Raw genomic sequence first — 19,158 nt, 5'->3', positions numbered from 1 at the left:
TCATCCTTCTGCTGCGCGATGCTCCGCCAAAAGCATGAGGCAGGGGTGGCAGCGGCTTGCTACTTTCTGAGGGAAGACATCCGCACAGACCGACGCCGGCGGTTGGCGCTGGTGCGATGCCTTCCCCGCCGGGCCGCCCGCAGCCCGGCTCCGACCGCGCGGCCGCTGCCATGGCCGCCCGGGTTGCCGCCGGACCGAGTCAATGCCGACCTACCTGATCGCCCACAATGAAATGATGTGCCGGGTGCTGGCACGACGCCTGCACGCGCTCGACCTGCCCCGGCCGATAAACTGCCGCACACCGCAATGGCTGCAAGCCTCGGCGCACGCCCCGTCATCGGCTGCGCCGGCGCGGACTGCAACGCAGGACCTTCAGGCCGTCCCGGGCCACACGCCCACGCATGCCGCCGCGCCGCTGCCGCCGGATCCCGCGGATATTGCCGTGATCGATTGCAGCGGCCTCGAAGGCGACCCCCGCGCATGGCTGGACCAGTTGCACGCGCGCCTGGCGCCGCGGCGCTGGCTGGTGTTGTCGGATCGCCTCGACCCCGCGCTGATCCTGCATGCGGCGCTGCTCGGTGCCAGCGGCTGCCTCGCGTTGCCCGCGGCGATGGACCTGGTGTGCGCGGCCACCGCGCTGGTGTGGGCCGGCGGCCAGTGTTTCCCGCGCATGGCGCTGTCGCTGGGCGGGGTGCGTGCTCCCGCTCCCTCCCTCCTTTGTGCGATCCCTCCTACAACCACCGGATGAGGGCGCAATATCGCTGATGGCCTATGCTTGATTCGCCCGGAGGCAGAAGCTGGCCCTCATTTGCAGGCTGGCCGTCCCGGGAAGAAGGGGGTCGTATGGAGGCCGGACTGGAGTTCCTCGTCGTGCGCGGCTTTGCGGTGCGCGAGGGTCGGGGAAAGTGGGCGTGCTGCTTCGAGATCAGGCTCGCCGCCCATCGTGAGGAAGGTTGCGGCGCGGATGGCGCTGCCGGCAGCGATGAGCCGCTGCTGTACAGGGGGGAACTGCACGGGCGCCAGTTCGATTGCGAGCTGGCCGCCGCCGATGCCGCACGCGCGGCCGGCGAGCGCGAAGCCTTGCTGCGCGTGGAGAGCCTCAAGGCACTGATCATCGCGCAGCATCGGCACCGCGTGCCGCCGTCAGTGGTGAGCTGAACCTGCAGGCACGCGCAGCTGTTGTGCAGCGGCACCCGGCGCGAGCGCCCGGTGCCGCTGTGCGTTTGTGCGGGTCGTATCGGGTTGGCCGCATCGGTGGGCCGCACTGATGTGCCGCGTTGTGTGGGCCGCATTGTTTGGGCCGCATTGTTTGGGCCGCATGATCTCGCCGTTGCCGCCGCCATCTCGACCATGCCTTCCGGGCCGGAAAAAAAAGAAGCCCGCCGACCGGGGGACCATGCGGGCTTTGAAAACGCTGCCCCGGTGATGCAAGGGCAGCGATCCCGATTGAACATATCGAATTGCGCAAAGACTCTCTATCCACCAGACGGCCAATGCAGTCATGCACTCTCAACCTGTCTGCACCCTTACCAGCGCAGTCCGGGCCCGCGCGGCGCGCGCGTGTGGCCCTGGACCAAGCGGCCGATGCCGCCGCGCGCGACGCGGTGGTACGCTGCGCCACCAGACCCTGACGCTTGCTGCTTGCGCCCGCCCATGAGCCATTGGCATCTCGTTTCCCTGTTCGGCGAATCCGCGTACCTGCTGCCGTGCGCCGTGTTCCTGGCGTTGTGGCTGTACTGGCGCGGCGTGCCAGGCAGCGCGCGCCACTGGGTGCTGGCGTTCGCCGCGGCCGCGCTGCTGGTGCTGGCGTCCAAGCTCGCGTTCATGGGCTGGGGCATCGGCAGTGCGGCGCTGAACTTCACCGGCTTCTCCGGCCACGCGATGATGGCGGCGTCGGTGCTGCCGGTGCTGCTCTACCTGGCGGTGCCGGCCGCGTGGCGGCGCCTGGGCTGGCTGGCGGCGGCGGCAGGCGTGGTCCTGGCGTTGCTGGTAGGGGTGTCGCGGCTGGCGCTGCATGCGCACTCGGTGTCGGAGGTGGCGGGCGGCCTGGGCGTGGGCCTGTGCGTGAGCCTGCCGTTCATCTTGCGGCGCACCACGCCGCACGGACCGCTGGCGATGGTGCTGGCAAGCGTGGTGCTGGCCACCGCGCTGGTGATGCCGATGACCGGCACCGTGGGCGCCTCGCACGCGCTGATCCAGCAGCTTGCCATGCTGCTGTCCGGGCGCGACCGCCCCTTCCAGCGCGGCGAATGGGCCATGCACGGGCGCGCGCCCGGGTACGCCAAGATGCACGCCGCGACGCGCACCGGGCCGCGCTGATTTCCCCGGCCACGGCCTGTGTGCGCCCGCCAACAGACGCTGGCGGGCGGCTCGGCAACCATCGCTGCATCGAGCATTGCATTCGCGGTGGGCAGCCATGGCATCCAGTTCGACTTTCGCGGCAGAGCGCCACACGGCGCTGCACCTGTTGTACCGGCTGGCCGACGCGGTGCTGGTCGGCGCTTGCGGGGTGATGATGGGTACGCTGTACTTTCCGGAGGGCATCCGCGGGGCCGCGCCGGTGCACGGCTTTCTTGCCGCGCTGTGTTCGATCGGGGTGCTGGCGGTGTTTCCCGCCTTCGGCATCTATGAATCGTGGCGCGGCCGCAGCCGTGCGGCGCTGGTGCTGCGCCTGCTGGCGGCGTGGACCACGGTATTCATCGTCGGGCTGATGACGGCGTTCCTGATGCACCAGATCGCTGCGGTGTCGCGGGTCTGGTCGCTGGGCTGGTTCGGTTCCAGCCTGCTGGCGCTGGCGGGAGTGCGCGCCCTCATGTTCCGCATGTTGGGCAATGTGCGCGAGCAGGGCATCAACGCCAAGCGCGTGGTGATCTTCGGCTACGGGCCGCTGGGGCGCGAGATGTACCTGCGCGTGGACCAGATCCGCGCCGCCGGCTACCGCGTGGTCGGCATCTACCATGAGGAGCCGATCGCTGTGCCCCACGGCGTGGTTTCGCTGCGCACAATGGAAGAGGTCAACCTGTTCGTGCGCAGCCAGGCCGTCAGGGAGATCTGGCTCACGTTGCCGATGGTGGCATGCCGCGACCTGTACGACGTGGTGAGGCAGTTCCGCAACGAGCTGATCGACATCCGCTGGATCCCCGACGTGATGTCGGTTGAGCTGCTCGGCCACCGCTTCAGCGAGTTCCTCGGCCTGCCCGTGATCGACCTGAACAGTCCACCGGTGTCGGGTATCACCGGCCTGCTCAAGGCCAGCTTCGATCGCGCCTTTGCCCTGGCCGCGCTGATCGGGCTGGCGCCGCTGCTGCTGGTGGTGGCGGCGCTGGTGAAACTGTCGTCGCCCGGGCCGGTGCTGTTCCGCCAGCGGCGGCTGGGCATGGACGGGCGCCCGTTCGATGTCTTCAAGTTCCGCACCATGCGCCAGCACGCCGACGTGGGCGTGACGCAGGCGGTACGCGGCGATGCGCGCGTGACGCGGGTCGGTGCCTTCCTGCGCCGCACCAGCCTGGACGAACTGCCGCAGTTCTTCAATGTGCTGCGCGGCGAGATGTCGGTGGTCGGCCCGCGCCCCCATGCGATGGAGCACAACGAGCTCTACAAGGAGCTGATCGACCGCTACATGCTGCGGCACCGGGTCAAGCCGGGCATCACCGGCTGGGCCCAGATCAACGGCCTGCGCGGCCAGACCGATACCGTCGAGAAGATGCGCCGGCGTATCGAGTTCGACATCTACTACATCCAGCACTGGTCGTTCCAGCTCGACCTGCAGATCATCCTGCGCACCGCGCTGCACGGCTGGACTGGCGCCAGTGCGTATTGAGGGGGCAGCTGCGGCGGTGCCGGGGGGCGCACGGATTGGTGCGCAAACGTACCGAAGCCGCAGCCGGTTAAGCGTGCAATAGGCCGCACCCATAAAAACCGGAGGTGTTCCATGAAAGCAACCATCCGCAGCATCCTGGGCGAAGTTGCCCGGCTCGATGTGCCGCTCGCCGACCTGGCAGACAGCGATGACCTGTATGCCGCCGGCCTGTCGTCGCTGGCCACCGTGCACGTGATGCTCGCGCTCGAGAACGCTTTCGACATCGAGATCCCGGACCAGATGCTGACGCGCCAGCTGTTCCGCAGCATCGATTCCCTGGCCACCGCGGTCGAGCAGATCCGGCGTCAGCAGGAGGCGGCATGACCCCCGTGGCCAAGGTGGCACTGGCGCATTCCAGCGCGGGCGCCGTGTGCGCGCGCGCCGAGGCGCTGCTCGCGGCCGCCCAGGCCGCCGCCGCGGTTGCACAGGCCCATGCCGACGCCGTCGACCGCGACGCGCGCTTTCCGCAGGAAGCCTTCGACAGTTTGCGCGAACACGGCCTGATCGGCGCCATGGTGCCGGCCGCGCAAGGCGGTGCCGGGGCCTCGCTGGCGACGGTGGCGGCAATCTGCCGCGTGCTCGGCGCGGCGTGCGCGTCGACCGGGATGGTCTACGCCATGCATCAGATCCAGGTGGCCTGCGTGCTCGAACACGGCACCACCAGCTCCTGGCACCAGGGCCTGCTCGCACGCATTGCCGCCGAGCAGCTGCTGCTGGCTTCGGCCACGTCCGAGGAAGCCATCGGCGGCGCGCTGCGCAGCAGCGGCTGCGCGCTCAACGTCGACGGCGAGCGCTTTCACCTGCTCAAGATGGCGCCGACGATTTCGTATGGCGCCCATGCCGACGGCATCCTGATCACGTCGCGCCGCCATGCCGACGCCGGGCCATCAGACCAGGTGCTGGTGTGCGCGCTGAAGCCGGACTATACGCTGCAAAGCCTGAACACGTGGGACACGCTGGGCATGCGCGGCACCTGCAGCAATGGCTTCCGGCTCGAGGCCACCGGCGCGCTGGCGCAGGTGCTGCCGGTGCCGTTCGGCGAGATCGCCGACGCCACCATGACGCCGGTGTCGCACATCCTGTGGAGTGCGCTGTGGCTCGGCATCTGCAGCGATGCGGTGGCGCGCGCCAAGACCTACTTCCAGGGGCAGGCGCGCGCGCGGCCCGGCGCGCTGCCGCCGTCGGCGGCGCGCGTGGCCGAAGCGGTCAGCCTGCTGCAGTTGATCGAAGGACGCCTGGAACTGGCACTGGAGCAGCAGCGCCGGCGCCATGCAGAGCCGCCGGTGGCGAGCGCGTTCGCGCTGGCTGCGGGCATGAACGGGCTCAAGACCGCGGTGTCCACGCTGGCGCTGGAGGCGGTGCAGCAGGCCATGCTGGTGTGCGGCATGGCGGGCTACAAGCACGGCACGCCGTTCAGCCTGGGCCGCCACTTGCGCGATCTGTGGTCGGCGCCGCTGATGATCAACAACGATCGCATCCTGACCAACACGGCCAATCTGTTGCTGGCCGATCGTTCCTGAGGGAGATCGCATGGACCTCCATATCCTGACCGACGGCAGCGCCCAGGGTGGCGCCGCGGCCGAGCCGAGCGGCGCGACGAAGCGCGGCAAGCCGGCGCCGCGCGCATCCGGCCCCACGTTCCTCGAGCAGCTGGTGGCCGAGGGCCTGATGATCCCGACCGGCGTGCCCGGCCTGTATGGTCGCAACACCATCTTCGAATCGATCTGCGAAGGCATGAACAACGTCATGACGCAGCTGGGGCGCGGCCTCGGCGCGGAAACGCTGCACTTCCCGCCGGCCATGGGCCAGGCGGATTTCGAGACCAGCGGCTACATGAAGAGCTTTCCCCAGCTGGCGGGCACCGTCCACAGCTTCTGCGGCGACGACAAGGGCCACCGCCGCCTGCTGGCGCGGCTGGAGGACAAGGACGACTGGACCGACCAGCAGCAGCCGACCGGCGTGGTGCTGACCCCGGCGGCGTGCTATCCGGTCTACCCGGTGATCGCGCGGCGCGGCCCGCTGCCCGAGGACGGCAAGGTGGTCGACGTGATGTCGTACTGCTTCCGCCATGAGTCCTCGCTCGAGCCGACCCGCATGCAGCTGTTCCGTCAGCGCGAGTATGTCTGCCTGGGTACGCCGCAACGCATCGCCGCGTTCCGCGAGCAGTGGCTCGAGCGCGTGCCGGAGCTGGGCACGGCGCTGCAGCTGCCGGTGGAGATCGACGTCGCCAACGATCCGTTCTTCGGGCGCGGCGGCAAGCTCGTCGCCGAAAGCCAGCGCGAGCTCAGGCTCAAGTTCGAGCTGCTGATCCCCATCAACGACGGCGCGCCGCCCTCGGCGTGCATGAGCTTCAACTACCACATGGACCACTTCGGCCATATGTGGGACCTGCGCAGCGCGGACGGCGCCACTGCGCACACGGGCTGTGTCGGCATCGGCGTCGAGCGCATGGCGCTGGCGCTGCTGCGCCACCACGGGCTGGATCCGGCACGCTGGCCCCAACCCGTCCGCGACACGCTGTGGGGGGGATAAATGTACGGCGACGGCAGGGCCAGGGTTCGCGCAGGCCGCTCCACCTGGCATGGCGGCAATCCGGTCTGGTCCCATGCGAACCAGCAGATCGACCTGTGGGTCGAGCTGCTGCAGGGCTGGGACCTGGAACCCATTGCCGCGCTGCCGTTCACCGTGGCGCAGGACTTCGAGGGCGACCAGTTCACGTTCTCGGCCTTCCCCGCCAATGACCTCGAACGCCTCTACGGCATCGTCACGCACGAGTTGTCGCTGTATGACCGGCTCGAGGCGCATGTGGCCACCCAGACCGCGCGCGGCAACGTGGTGCTGCTGGAAGTCGACAACTACCAGCTGCCGCAGCCGGCCGGCACCTATCGCCGCCAGCATATGCGCTCGTGCATCGGCATCGACGTGCTGGTGCCCGAGGCGGCCGCCGTCGGCTACTTCCATGGCGATGGCTACCACACCGCCAGCGGCGAGGACTATGCCGCCATCTTCCGCCCGGCGACCGTGGGCTACGGCGAGGTGGCTGCGTTTCCGCATGCGTCGGTGGCACGGCGGCGCTTCGCCGCGCTGACCGATGCCGCACTGATGCGGACTTCGCTGGAGCTGCTGCGCCATCACCTGTCGCGCCGTCCGCAGCACAACCCGATCAGCGTGTTCCGCATGGCGTTCCCGGGCCATCTCGAACACCTGATGGCGCGCGGCGAGCCCAACTTCCAGGTCTACGCGGCCAGCGTGCTGCGCCAGCTGGGCGTCAATTTCGAGCTGCTCGGCCGCTACCTGCGTTGGCTGGTGCTGCACGGGCACTCGCTGCCCGATTGCATCGGCGAGGCCTGCTACACCATGGCCTCCGAAGCCATGGTGATGCAGTTCCGGCTGATGCGCGCGGTGATCAGCCGCAAGTCTGATCCCTGCCAGGACTGCCTGGACCAGCTCGAGCAGGCCTACCAGGGCACGGTGCCGGCGCTGGCCTCGCACTTCGGCGCGAGCGTGGCATGAGCGCGCGCGACCCGGCGGCACTGGCGCCAGGCCAGTCCGCGGGAATGCCCGGCGCCAACGCCGCCGCCACATCCGTTGCAACCGCCTCGACCGACCTGGCGCTTGCTCCCGGCGTGGCGGTGGGCCCGTGCGCCCTCGCCGGCGAATGGTGCTGGCTGGAAACGCTCGCGGGTGCGGCGCAGGGGCCCGCAGAGCTGGCACCCGATGCGCCATGGCTGCCCGCGCCGGTGCCCGGCACCGTGGCCGCGGCCATGCGTGCGGCGGGCCGCTGGGACGACAGCGCGCCGCCGCCGCTGCACCGGCATGACTACTGGTACCGCGTGCGTTTTGCCGGCAGCGGCGCGCGCACGCTGCGCTGCAATGGCCTGGCGACGCTGGCCGAGGTATGGCTCAACGGGGAGCTGGTGCTGACCACGCGCCATATGTTCGCCGCCCACCAGGTGTCGGTGCAGCTGGCCGGCGACAACACGCTGCACCTGTGCTTCCGCGCCTTGCATCCGTGGCTGCGCACGCAGCGCGGCCACAGCCGCTGGAAGCCGCGCATGATCGTGCCGCCGACGCTGCGCGCGGTCCGCACCACGCTGCTGGGCCATATGCCGGGCTGGTGTCCGCCGGTCCATGCGGTCGGTCCATGGCGCAGCATCGAGCTGCTCGATCCGGCCAGCGCCGATCCGCTGCACGGCGTGCGCGCCGAGGCCAGCACGCAGCTGGACGGCACCGACGGCATCATCGCGCTGGCGCTGCATTTCCCCGGTCCGGCGCCGGCGCAGGCGCGCTGGCTCGCAGCGCATGGTGGCAGCGAAGTCTGGGGCAGCCTGGCGCGCACGTCGGAGCATGTGCTGGCCGGCACGTTGCGCGTGCCGCATGCCCGCCGGTGGTGGCCGCATACGCATGGCGAGCCCGCGCTGTACCGGGTCGAGGCGCGCCTTGGCAAGCAGGCGCTGCATTGCGCGCAGGTGGGCTTTCGCACCGTCGAGCAAGACCGCGACGGCGAGCCCGGCGCCTTTGCGCTGCGTGTCAACGGCGAGCGCATCTTCTGCCGCGGTGCCTGCGTGTCCAGCCATGACCTGCCCGGACTGGCCGACAGCGACGAGGCCGTAGGCCGCTGGCTGCGGCTGGCGCGCGACGCGGGCATGAACATGGTGCGGGTCGGCGGCGTCACCTGCTACCCCGGCGAGGCTTTCTACCGCACCTGCGACGCGCTGGGCCTGCTGGTGTGGCAGGATTTCATGTTCGCCAATTTCGACTACGGCGCGGACCTGCAAGCGTCGCGCGGCCTGATGGACGATGCCGCGCGCGAAGTCGGCCAGTGGCTGCAGTCGACGCGCGCGCATCCGGCCATCGCGGTGCTGTGCGGCGGCAGCGAAGCCGAGCAGCAGGCGGCCATGCTGGGCACGCCGCGCGGCGACTGGCGCCAGCCGCTGTTCGACGAGCTCATTCCCGGCCTGGTGGCCCGGCACCGTGCCGACGTGGTCTATGTGCGCAACTCGCCCAGCGCAGGCGCGTGGCCGTTCCAGCCCGACACCGGCGTCACCCATTACTACGGCGTGGGCGCCTACCAGCGACCGCTGGCGGATGCGCGGCTGGCCAGCGTGCGCTTTGCTGCCGAATGCCTGGCCTTTGCCAACGTGCCGTGCGCGCGCACGCTGCGCGAACACGGCCTGAACCAGCCGCTGCACGATCCGCGCTGGAAGGCGCGGGTGCCGCGCGATGCCGGTGCGGCGTGGGACTTCGAGGATATCCGCGACTTCTACCTGCGCGCGCTGTACCGGGTCGATCCGCCGCGCCTGCGCTATGAGCGCCCGGCGCGCTACCTGGCGCTGTCGCGCGCGGTGGTGGCCGAGCTCATGACCGAGGTCTTCAGCGAGTGGCGCCGCGTGGGTTCGACCTGCGCCGGCGGGCTGGTGTGGATGTTGCAGGACTTGCTGCCCGGGGCCGGCTGGGGCATCGTCGACGCATGCGGCCGCCCCAAGTCACCCTGGCATGCCCTGCGCGCGGTGTGGCAGCCGCTGCAGGTGCTGCTGACCGACGAGGGCCTGAACGGCCTGCATGTGCATGTCATCAATGAAACCGCGCAGCCCCGCACGGTGCGTCTGACGCTGCGATGCCTGCGCGACGGCGAGGCGGTGGCGGCCCAGGCGCAACAGGTGCTGACGCTGCATCCGCGCGAGTCGTGCCGGATCGCGGCGGCGGCGATGCTCGACCGGTTCTTCGATTTCACCTACGCCTACCGGTTCGGGCCGCCCGCCCACGACGTGGTGCTGGCCACGCTGCATGCCGATGACGACAGCGCCGGCGCGCCGCTGAGCCAGGCGGTCTATCTGCCTGACCGCAGCGCGGCCGCGCTGGCGGCGCCGGAACTGCGTGGCAGCGTCGAATGCGTGCAGGGCCAGTGGTGGCTGCACGTCGGCACGCGCCGCTTTGCGCGCTGGGTGCATATCGAGGACCATGCTTTCCTGCCGGAGCAGGACTGGTTCCACCTGGGTCCCGGTGAAACGCGGCGCATCCGCCTGATGCATGAGAGCGGCCCGGCCGCGCCGGCCGGCGCCATCCCTTCGGGCGAGATCTACGCCATCAACGCCGACCGGCCCGCCAGCTACGACGCTTCGGCCGCATAGGACGTACAGGCCCCCCAGCCGCCACCGCCGGCCGCTTCCGCCGTTGTCATGACTGGCCTGGCAGCATGTCGTCGCCCGGCCGATGCCGACATGCCAGCGCCCCGGTACTTGCATTCGCCGCCAGCCGCGGGCGCCACGTCGGCCTGCTACCAACCAACCAAAGGATGAACGAGTACCAACCGTCTGCCTACTGTCGCTTCAGTGCGCCATAGCACTTAATACAGTCAAACGACGAGGCAGGCACACAGCGCACCGCAGGGCTTGCGCGTCGGGACGGAAAGCGGATCGCGGCCGTCATCGGTCAGTCATACGCGGTGCCAACAAGTCGGTAAGCATCAGTCACGGGTGGAGCGGTACAGCCAGGCTTTGCACCACGCAACCAGTGCGCGCGCGGCGGCCCAGTGCCGGTCCCGGGTCAACGGGGAGAATCAGCATGATCACGCAACGGTCGGACCTGCATGTCAATCATCTGCTCAATGCCCTGCCGCGGCAGGAATGGGAAACGCTGTCGCGCCACTTTGAACTGGTCCGGCTGCGTGCCGGCGAACTGCTGACTGACACCAGCCAGCGCATCGTCCATGTGTATTTCCCGACTACGTCGGTGGTGTCGCTGCTGTCGCTGCTCGAGGACGGCGCCACGGTCGAGTTCGCCGCGGTCGGCAATGAAGGCCTGGTCGGCATTCCGGTGGTGACGGGCGGCGATACCATGCCCAGCCGCGTCGAAGTGCGCAGCCCGGGCTTCGCCTACCGCATTCCCGCGCGCGCGCTGCGCGCCGAGCTGTCCTATCTGCCGACCCTGCAGCGCGTCACGCTGCTGTATGTGCAGGCGGTGCTGACGCAGATCGCGCAGACCGCGGCATGCAACCGCCACCACTCGCTCAACAAGCAACTGTGCCGCTGGCTGCTGCTGGCGCGCGACCGCATGAACTCCAACGAGCTGGTCATCACCCAGCAGGTCATCGCCAATATGCTGGGCGTGCGCCGCGAAGGCGTTACCGAAGCGGCCGGCAAGCTGGAAAACCTGGGGCTGATCCACCACAGCCGCGGCCATATCACCATCCTCGATCATTGCGGGCTCGAGAAGCATTCCTGCGAATGCTACAAGCTGGTCAAGCGCGAGTACGACCGCCTGTTGCCCGCGCTGGCCCACGCCTGAAGCGCCACGGGCGCGCGCCACGGCAGGGGCCGCGCGCCCGCGGCAACGTTGGCGGCGCTTGCCGTTGGCGTCAGGCGCAGGCCGGCCGTGCGGGATCGGCGGCGCCAAACGACGACAGCAGGCCGGCGATGACGGTTTCATAAGCGGACTCCATGGTGTCCAGGCACTCGCTGCAGCGGTCCGGACGGCCGCGCGCGGTGGCCCGGGCCAGGCGGAACTGCAGCACCTTGCTTTCCGCAGCGATGGTGTGGGCCGCCCGCGCGACGCGCGCGGGCACATCGTAACCATGCTCGCCGAACCAAGCGAGGCAGTGATGCAGCATCTCGAAGTTCGCCCCCAGCTGGCGCGGCAGGTTGAAGCCGTAGTGCTGGAAGTAGGCATCGCCGCGCGCGAGGATCACTGCGACGTGCTGGTCGAAGTCGGCGCGCCAGCGCGTGACCGGGTTCAGCGCGGGACGGCGGCCCAGGTGGTGGCGCATCAGCGCCGCGGCGGCATCGGCCGCGGCCGCACCCCGCAGCGGCGCGCGCACGCGCTTGGCGTATTCGGCGTACGGGAACAGGATGTTGCCGTCGCGCAGCTCGGGCGTCAGCCGCAGCAGGCCGCGGTAGTCGTCGTCGGCGGCGGTGTGGTAGCCGAGGCTGTGGTAGTAGGACAGCCGCTGCGCACCGGGGTCGATCCGGTCGATGGCGACGGTGGTCTTCACGTGCGCCTGGCGGTAGGCGGTGGCGCGCGTGTCCGGAAGGTAGTAGCTGTCCATCTCGACCAGCACGGTATGGCCGCGCCCGACCTGTTCGACCAGGTGGGCCTGCAGCGTGTCGTAGACCGCCATCTCCTGCACCACCGTGCCGTACAGCAGCTCGAGGTCCGCCGGCGGGTACTTGAAGAAGGTGAAATGGTCGCCCTCGTAGTCCTGCGCCACGGTGAACGCCAGCGCCGCGCGCGGGTCGAGCCCCCAGCCATACAGCAGCTCGATCCACAGGTCCATGTAGCAATTGCTCTCCTGCCAGACCGAGGCTTGATCGTGCAGCCAGCGCTGCACCGGCCTGGCCACGTGGCACGGCAACTGGCGCGTGTAGTGGTAGCCGCCGCGGTCGGTGGCCGTGGTTGCCGTGGTCGCTGCCATGGGCGCGATCGTTGCCGTCATTGCCGTCGTTGCCACCGCCCGCTCCATGTCGTTCCTCCGCAGTGCGCGCATGGCGCCGGGCCGCGATCGCAGGCGCTGCGCCTGCACGGCCCACTGTATTGCAACGCCGGCGGCCGTGGCTATCGGTGCGTTCTCCAACAGAGCGCGCGCGATCGCAGGCCACTGCGGCACGCGTGCGCGCGGCCTGCCGCGGCGGCGCAAGTAGCGTGTGCGGAATCGAACAGATTGCGCCAGGACGCCTGCCTAGACTGGCTGGCATCCCCGTCATGGCGGTCAGGGACCGCTGCCGGGCGTACCCGTTTCTGCGAGACCGTCGCGGTGGTCGCGCAGGGCCGGGCACAACGCGCGGGACGCTTGGAACAGCCGACACGCCAGGAGGCATGATGCGAATTCGGACCCGGGAAGAGAACCAGACGCCGCCGCCGGTCAACGGCGAAATCCATGCAGCGCTGCAAGGGCTGGGCGACAGGGCGGCGCATCGCGCCGCGTTGCCGGTGGTGCAGCCCGTGATCCTTGCCGGCGGCGCCGGTACGCGCCTGTGGCCGCTGTCGCGCGAGCAGTTCCCCAAGCAATTGCTGAACCTGATTGCCGAAGACACGCTGCTGGAAGCCACGGCCAACCGCCTCGCCGGCGTGGCCGCGCTGGCGGGCCGCCCCGACGGCATGGAAGCGGCGCAGATCGTGGTCTGCGGCGAAGAACACCGCTTCATGATCACCGACATGATGAAGCGCGCCGGCAAGCCGGCGCGCGTGTTGTCCGAGCCGTGCGGGCGCAATACCGCGCCGGCGCTGACGGTGGCCGCGCTGCACGCGCTGGCGGCCGCGGGCGAGGGTGGCGATGCAGTGCTGGTGGTGACGCCGGCCGACCACAGCGTGGCCGACGTCGCGTCGTTCCGCGAGGCCATCGCCACCGCGATCCAGCACGCGGACCACGGTGCCATCGTCACGCTGGGCGTGAAGCCGGTGGCGCCCGAGACCGGCTTCGGATACATCCGCGCGGCCGGCGGCGCCGACCAGGGCGCCTTCATGCTGGACCGCTTCGTCGAGAAGCCGCACCTGGAGCTGGCCAAGCACTATGTCGAGTCGGGCGAGTTCTGGTGGAACAGCGGCATCTTCGTGGTGCGCGCCTCGGTGTGGCTGCGCGCGGTGGCCGAGCTGCAGCCCGAGATGGCGCGTCAGTGCCGCGCCGCCTACGCGGCGAGCGAACACGCCGCCTGCGCCGGCGAGGTGCTGTGCCTGGGCAAGGAAGCGTTCCACGCCTGCCCGTCCGACTCGATCGACTACGCCGTGATGGAGAAGCTCGAGACCCTGCCGGATATCGCCGGCATGCTGGTGCCGCTGGATGCGGGCTGGTCCGACGTGGGCTCGTGGGCGGCGATCTGGGATATCGCACCCAAGGACGCCAGCGGCAATGCCGGTCGCGGACGCGTGCTGTTCGACGGCGCGAGCTCGTGCCTGGCCCATTCCGAAGGCCGCCTGATCGCGTGCGTCGGGGTGCAGGACGTGGTGGTGGTGGAAACCGCCGATGCGGTGCTGGTGGTGGACAAGGCCCACGTGCAGGACGTGAAGAACATCGTCCAGCGCATCCGCTCCGAGCATGGCAACGAGGTGGTGAACCACCGCAAGGTGCGCCGGCCCTGGGGCTGCTATGACTCGATCGACCGCGGCGACCGCTTCCAGGTCAAGCGCATCGTGGTCGAGCCCGGCGCCAGCCTGTCGCTGCAGATGCATTACCACCGCGCCGAGCACTGGGTGGTGGTGCGCGGCACCGCGCGCGTGACCTGCGGCGACAACATCAGCATTCTTTCGGAAAACCAGTCGACCTATATCCCCATCGGCACCCTGCACCGGCTCGAGAACCCGGGCAAGACGCCGCTGGAGATCATCGAGGTGCAGTCGGGCGCCTACCTGGGCGAAGACGACATCGTGAGGTTCGAAGACAACTACGGGCGCAAATAAGGGGTCGGCGGCCAGTGCGTGCGCCCGGGCGCCGGCAGGCGCGCGGGCACGCACCGGTTGCTGCGTGATTGGAGTGAGGCAGCGTGTGGCGGGAGAGAAGTCGTGAGCAGAATGTCATTTGCCGGAGCCGTACCGGTACCCGACCAGGTGTCGCCGCGCAGCGGCGCCAACGCGCGCGTGCTGCTGGACCACGCAGGCTGGATCCTTGCCGCCGGGCTGACCGGCGCGGCCCTTGCCTGGCTGGCGTGGCTGTCCACCCCTGACCTCTATCGCGCCAAGTCGCTGGTGCAGCTGCAGACCCGCGACGCCGCCGGCCGCATGGCCACGCCGCAGCTCGACCTGGGCCTGCTTAAGAGCCGTGCCGTGGTCGGCCCGGTGGTCGAGCGCCTGCATCTGGACATCGAGATCCAGCCGGTGCGCGCGCCGCTGCTGGGCAGCCTGGTCAACCATTTCGCCGAGCCCGGCAAGCTGCGCGGGCCGTGGCCGGCGGAGCTGGGCTATGCGTGGGGCGGCGAGCGGGTCGCGGTGGAGCGCCTGAACGTGCCGGCGCGCCTGCTCAACGTGCCGCTGACGCTGGAGATCCTGCCCGACAACGGCTTCCGGCTGAGCGGGCCGGATGCCCAGCTCGAGGGCCGCGCGGGCCAGGTTGCGGAGGCAGGCGGCATCTCGATGCTGGTGGGCCGGATCGAGGCGCGCCCGGGCACGCGCTTCCTGGTCACGCGGCGCGACCTGACGCTGACGGTCGATGCCGTCACGCGCGAACTGCGTGTCGACAGCGAATCGAGCGACGCCACCACGCTGCGCATCAGCTGGCAGAACCGCGACCCGGCCACCGCGGCCGCGCTGGTCAACGGCATCGCCGATTCCTATATCAAGGGCCAGGCCGAGCAGCGCCAGGACGACACCGCCGCAACGCTGGCCTTCCTGTCGGGCGAACTGCCGCGGGTGAAGGCCGAGCTGGAGCGCGCCGAAAGCGCGCTCACGCGTTACCGCTCGCGCTCGGGCTCGCTCGCGCCGAGCCAGGACGTGCAGTCCTACCTGAACGGCAGCATGGAATACCAGCGCCAGATCGCGCTGCTGCGGCTGGAGCGCACCAAGCTGCTGCAGCGCTTCACCACCGAAGCCAACGAGGTCCGCACCGTCGACAGCCAGATCCAGCAACTTACGCGCGAGCGCCAGGAGATGGACGCGCGCATGCAGAACCTGTCGGCGTCCGAGCGAGAATCGGTGGCGCTGACGCGCGACGTCAAGGTGGCCGAAGACATGTACATGACACTGCGCAACAAGGTCGAGCAGCTGTCGCTGGCGCAACTCGACCGTACCGGGCAGGTGCGCATCGTCGACAACGCGCTCACGCCGACCGTGCCGGTCGGCCTGGGGCCATGGACGCCGGCGGCCGGCGGCGGCATGCTGGGCATGCTGCTGGCGGCGGGGGCGCTGACGCTGCGCCAGCGCGTGCGGCCCACCGTGGCCACCGCCAATGACGCCGAGGACAAGCTCGGCATCACCATGCTGGGCGACATTGCCTTTAGCCGCGAACAAGCCGCGCTCGAGCGCATGGTCTCGGCCAAGGCTTTGCTGGGCGTGGCCGCGGGCTACGCCGCACCGCCGTCGGCGCGCCTGGAGCGGCCGCGGCCGTCGAGCGCGGTGATCGACGTGTCCGCGCTGGAGGATGATGACAGCGCCGAGCGGATGCTGCGGCTGGGCCTGCACGACCAGTTCCTGCTGGCGCGCAACGCGCCGCACTCGCTGGCGGTGGAAGGGCTGCGCAATATCCGCGCCGCGGTGCATTTCGCGCTGCGCAGCGCGCCCGACCATGTCATCGCCGTCACCAGCCCGGCCCCGGGCGCGGGCAAGACCTTTGCGTCGGTGAACCTGGCCGTGCTGTTCGCCGAAGCCGGCCAGCGCGTGCTGCTGATCGACGCCGACCTGCGTCGCGGCCGCGTGGCGAGCTGGTTCGACCAGCCCGCCGAATCCGGCCTGGCCGAACTGCTGACCGGGCACGTGCCGCTGTCCGCCGCGGTGCGGCCCACGGTAGTCAACGGCCTGTCCATCCTGCCGGCGGGTTTGCCGCCATCGAATCCCTCCGAACTGCTGATGCGCCCGGGCATGGCCGAGGCGCTGCGCCAGTGCGCCGCCCGCTTCGACCTGGTGCTGATCGACACGCCGCCGGTGCTGGCGGTGGCCGATGCCAGCCTGGTCGCGAACCTGGCCGGTTCGACCCTGGTGGTGCTGCGTGCCGACGCTACGCTGCCCGGCCAGGTCGATGAGACGCTCAAGCGCCTGCAACGGGCCGATGCGCGCCTGCTGGGCGGCATCCTCAACTGTGTGATCGCCAAGCGCAGCAACCGGGCCGAGTTCAACAGCGTCAATCCTTACCTCGGCATGCCGGCGACCGCGCCGATCTCGCGCCGGATCGGGCAGGCGCTGCACCGCGAAGAGAGAAAAGAATAAGGGGGCGCGGAAGCGGTTAGCGCGGCCTGAGCGTACCCGTTTCTGCGTGCAAATGCGGGTCTGGCTCCACCGGCTCGGCGGCTGGCCATCCGCTCGCCAGGAGGCGACATGAGGCGGCTTATGTTTGAAGGCTGTGCCGGCTGGCTGCACGAGGCACAAGGAAAGACCGGGGTAGTACTGTGCGCGCCGCTGGGGCACGAGGCCATGTGGTCGCACCGGGCATGGCGGCATCTCGCCGACGATCTGGCCGCGGCCGGCATGCCGGTGCTGCGCTTCGACTATCCCTGCACCGGCGATTCCGCCGGCGCCTGCGAGGCCGCGCATTTCCTCGGCCGCGCCGCCTCCAGCATCGTGGCCGCGGCCGCGCAGCTGCGTGCGCTGGCCGGCGTGGAGCGCATCGTGCTGTGCGGGCTGCGCGCCGGCGCCAGCCTCGCGGTGCAGGCCGCCGAGGCGATGCGCTCGCACCCGGCATGGCAGGGCGGGGCTGCCGCGCTGGTGCTGCTCGCGCCCGTGGTCAATGGCCGCGCCTACCTGCGCGAGCTGCGCGCGCTGCACCTGAACTGGCTCAACAGCGTCGGACCGACCGAAACCCCGCCATCGCCGCCGGCCGGCGCGCTCGACGTGCTGGCCTTCCGCTTCGGCGCCGACACCGTGCGCGACCTCGAGGCACTGCGGCTCGACCGCGGCGCCAACTGCCCCGCGCCACGCGTGCTGGTGCTCGACCCCTGGCCGGGCTCCGCCTCCGCGGCCGGCGCGCTCGCGCAGTACTACACCGACGGCGGCGCGAAGGTCGATACGGCCGCGTTTGCCGACTACGCCGACATGATGCAATCGGCCGAGTTTGCCGGGGTGCCAGCGCAGACGTGGCGGCAACTGGTGCAGTGGCTGGCGCCGATAGCGGCTGCGGCGGCCGCGTCGGCCGCGTCGGCCGCACTGCCGGCGGCGCGGTGGCACCTGCCCGGCGCGGCGGGCACGGCGTCGCTGCGCGTGGAGGTCGATGGCGTGGTCGAAGAGTCGGTCTGGCTCGGCGCGCGGCGCCAGTTCGGCATCCTGTGCATGCCGCGCGACGCGGCGCCCGCGCCGGTCGCGGTGATCTTTCCGAATACCGGCGGCAATCACCATGTCGGCGATGGCCGCGTGTTCGTGACGCTGTCGCGCCGGCTGGCAAGGCTGGGCGTGGTGTCGCTGCGACTGGACGTGTCAGCGCTCGGCGACAGCCCGCGCGCGCGACGCAGCATGAGCATTTCCGCGATCTACTCGTCCGGGCCGCGCGTGGACGTGGGCGCCGCGGTGGACTGGATGCGTGCGCGCGGTTTCCGCTGCATCGTGCTGGCCGGGGTGTGCTCCGGCGCCTTCCTCAGCCTGCACGCCGCCCTGGCCAACTCCGGCGTGAATGGCCTGGTGCTGGCCAACCTGGTGAAATTCCGCTGGGACCGCGCCGATGACCGGAGCGTGGGCAAGGGCGCGCGATCGTGGCAGGGCTGGCTCTCGGCGGCGCGCCGTGGCGGCAACTGGCAGCGGATGCTGCAGGGGCATGTGCGGATCGGCCCGCTCGCCGCGGCCATGGCGCGCCATGCGTACCGGAACGCCAGCGAGCGCGTAACTTTCCGCTTGACGCGGCTGCGCGGTGGCGAAGATCTGGCGTCAGCCACGGCTTACGCGCGGGCCGCGATGCGCAGCCTGAATGAGCGTGGGGTACGGACCGACATGCTGTACGGGTCGGACGACATGGGGCTCGAAGAGGCCCAGCTGCGTTTTGGCAGGGACCTGGAGGCGCTGGCGGCGTTCACGCATATCACTGTGCACAGGCATGGGTGTATGGACCATGCGTTGTTCCTGGCGGAGGGGAGGCAGGTTTTTTGTGACCAGGTCGTCAAGCATGTGGTGGGCATGATGGATGCGATGGAGGCGGTGGGAGAGGGGTTGCCGCAGGGGGCTAAGGTGTGTTGAGGGGTTTTCGATTGGTCGCTGTTGGTGACATGCTGTTGGCTGTTGAACCGCGTGGTTCCGCCCTGCTGGGCGGGTCACTTTTTGGCCGAGCGCCAAAAAGTAACCAAAAAGCGCGTTTACTGCCCTGCGGGCGGCATGCTTATCGTAGGGTGCCCGGGGGTTTTCGTACGGGCTGGGCTTCCTCGCATAGCGGGACTGCCTGCCGCGGGGGGCACCACCGTGGGTGGGGCGTTGGAATGATGGTTGAACGAGCCCAGAGCGCGGAGTGGCCCCTGCTGCTGGCTTTGTCGTAGGAACGCCTTCGGCTGCGCTGCGCGCCGGCCCTATCGCGGAGCTTCCGTAAGCCACGTGCAACCGGCGTAATCCATCTGCAGGCGTCCCGGGTTGATGTTGGCGGCTGGCCTACACACACCACGGGAATCGGAATCACATGCGCGCACCGCATGGGCCAAGCGAGCGCAGCGATGCAGTGCCAGGGCCCACACCGCGCGATAGGGCCGGCGCGA

Annotated in this window: 14 protein-coding genes; 13 read left to right on the top strand and 1 reads right to left on the bottom strand. The window is 70.0% G+C overall.

From position 1 onward, the window contains the following. Positions 1-202 precede the first annotated feature (202 nt). The 10 genes from MKD50_RS24605 to MKD50_RS24560 all read left to right on the top strand — a co-directional run bounded on the left by MKD50_RS24605 (position 203) and on the right by MKD50_RS24560 (position 11,146). The gene (locus tag MKD50_RS24605; RefSeq protein ID WP_252669077.1) at positions 203-748 is read left to right on the top strand and encodes a DNA-binding response regulator; all 546 of its coding nucleotides are present in this window, start codon (positions 203-205) and stop codon (positions 746-748) included. A gap of 95 nt (positions 749-843) precedes the next feature. Then, complete coding sequence (locus MKD50_RS24600) at positions 844-1,158, top strand: hypothetical protein (RefSeq protein WP_115699328.1); 315 nt, start codon at positions 844-846, stop codon at positions 1,156-1,158. A 495-nt stretch (positions 1,159-1,653) separates the two neighbouring features. Beyond that, on the top strand, positions 1,654-2,319 hold the full coding sequence (locus MKD50_RS24595; RefSeq protein WP_115699329.1) for a phosphatase PAP2 family protein: 666 nt from the start codon (positions 1,654-1,656) through the stop codon (positions 2,317-2,319). A 97-nt stretch (positions 2,320-2,416) separates the two neighbouring features. Then, positions 2,417-3,820, top strand: a complete 1,404-nt coding sequence (locus MKD50_RS24590; RefSeq protein ID WP_252669075.1) for an undecaprenyl-phosphate glucose phosphotransferase — start codon at positions 2,417-2,419, stop codon at positions 3,818-3,820. A 111-nt stretch (positions 3,821-3,931) separates the two neighbouring features. Then, positions 3,932-4,183: an acyl carrier protein gene (locus MKD50_RS24585; RefSeq protein ID WP_115665861.1), complete on the top strand. Its 252-nt coding sequence runs from the start codon at positions 3,932-3,934 to the stop codon at positions 4,181-4,183. Continuing rightward, positions 4,180-5,379 carry an acyl-CoA dehydrogenase family protein gene (locus MKD50_RS24580; protein ID WP_252669073.1) on the top strand — a complete coding sequence of 400 codons (1,200 nt, stop codon included), beginning with the start codon at positions 4,180-4,182 and terminating at the stop codon, positions 5,377-5,379. Before MKD50_RS24585 ends, MKD50_RS24580 begins: the two co-directional genes overlap by 4 nt. A 10-nt stretch (positions 5,380-5,389) precedes the next feature. Further along, the gene (locus MKD50_RS24575) at positions 5,390-6,391 is read left to right on the top strand and encodes an amino acid--[acyl-carrier-protein] ligase (RefSeq protein ID WP_240071348.1); all 1,002 of its coding nucleotides are present in this window, start codon (positions 5,390-5,392) and stop codon (positions 6,389-6,391) included. Beyond that, entirely contained in the window at positions 6,392-7,372 is a 981-nt protein-coding gene (locus MKD50_RS24570; protein ID WP_115699333.1) for a DUF1839 family protein, read from the top strand. Beyond that, positions 7,369-9,990, top strand: a complete 2,622-nt coding sequence (locus tag MKD50_RS24565) for a glycosyl hydrolase 2 galactose-binding domain-containing protein (RefSeq protein ID WP_252669071.1) — start codon at positions 7,369-7,371, stop codon at positions 9,988-9,990. Before MKD50_RS24570 ends, MKD50_RS24565 begins: the two co-directional genes overlap by 4 nt. Before the next feature lie 433 nt (positions 9,991-10,423). After that, the gene (locus MKD50_RS24560) at positions 10,424-11,146 is read left to right on the top strand and encodes a Crp/Fnr family transcriptional regulator (protein WP_012354880.1); all 723 of its coding nucleotides are present in this window, start codon (positions 10,424-10,426) and stop codon (positions 11,144-11,146) included. Between the two features lie 70 nt (positions 11,147-11,216). Here the strand turns inward: MKD50_RS24560 and MKD50_RS24555 are convergent, their stop codons facing one another. Then, entirely contained in the window at positions 11,217-12,269 is a 1,053-nt protein-coding gene (locus MKD50_RS24555; protein ID WP_252669070.1) for a DUF1839 family protein, read from the bottom strand. A gap of 404 nt (positions 12,270-12,673) precedes the next feature. Between MKD50_RS24555 and MKD50_RS24550 the strand changes: the two genes are divergently transcribed. The 3 genes from MKD50_RS24550 (at position 12,674) to MKD50_RS24540 (ending at position 18,652) form a co-directional block, all read left to right on the top strand. Continuing rightward, positions 12,674-14,248 (top strand): mannose-1-phosphate guanylyltransferase/mannose-6-phosphate isomerase, encoded by a 1,575-nt coding sequence (locus MKD50_RS24550; RefSeq protein WP_371925392.1) that lies wholly within the window; start codon positions 12,674-12,676, stop codon positions 14,246-14,248. A gap of 111 nt (positions 14,249-14,359) precedes the next feature. Next, positions 14,360-16,702, top strand: coding sequence for a polysaccharide biosynthesis tyrosine autokinase (locus tag MKD50_RS24545; protein WP_115699335.1), 2,343 nt, complete (start codon positions 14,360-14,362; stop codon positions 16,700-16,702). A 120-nt stretch (positions 16,703-16,822) separates the two neighbouring features. Then, positions 16,823-18,652, top strand: a complete 1,830-nt coding sequence (locus MKD50_RS24540; protein WP_115699336.1) for an alpha/beta hydrolase — start codon at positions 16,823-16,825, stop codon at positions 18,650-18,652. The last annotated feature ends 506 nt before the right edge of the window (positions 18,653-19,158 follow it).

This window comes from Cupriavidus mimosae (genome assembly GCF_023952485.1).
In the GTDB taxonomy this organism is placed as follows: domain Bacteria; phylum Pseudomonadota; class Gammaproteobacteria; order Burkholderiales; family Burkholderiaceae; genus Cupriavidus; species Cupriavidus taiwanensis_C.
The sequence above is the reverse complement of the archived record's forward strand: the minus strand, read 5'-3'. Positions and strand labels throughout refer to the sequence as shown.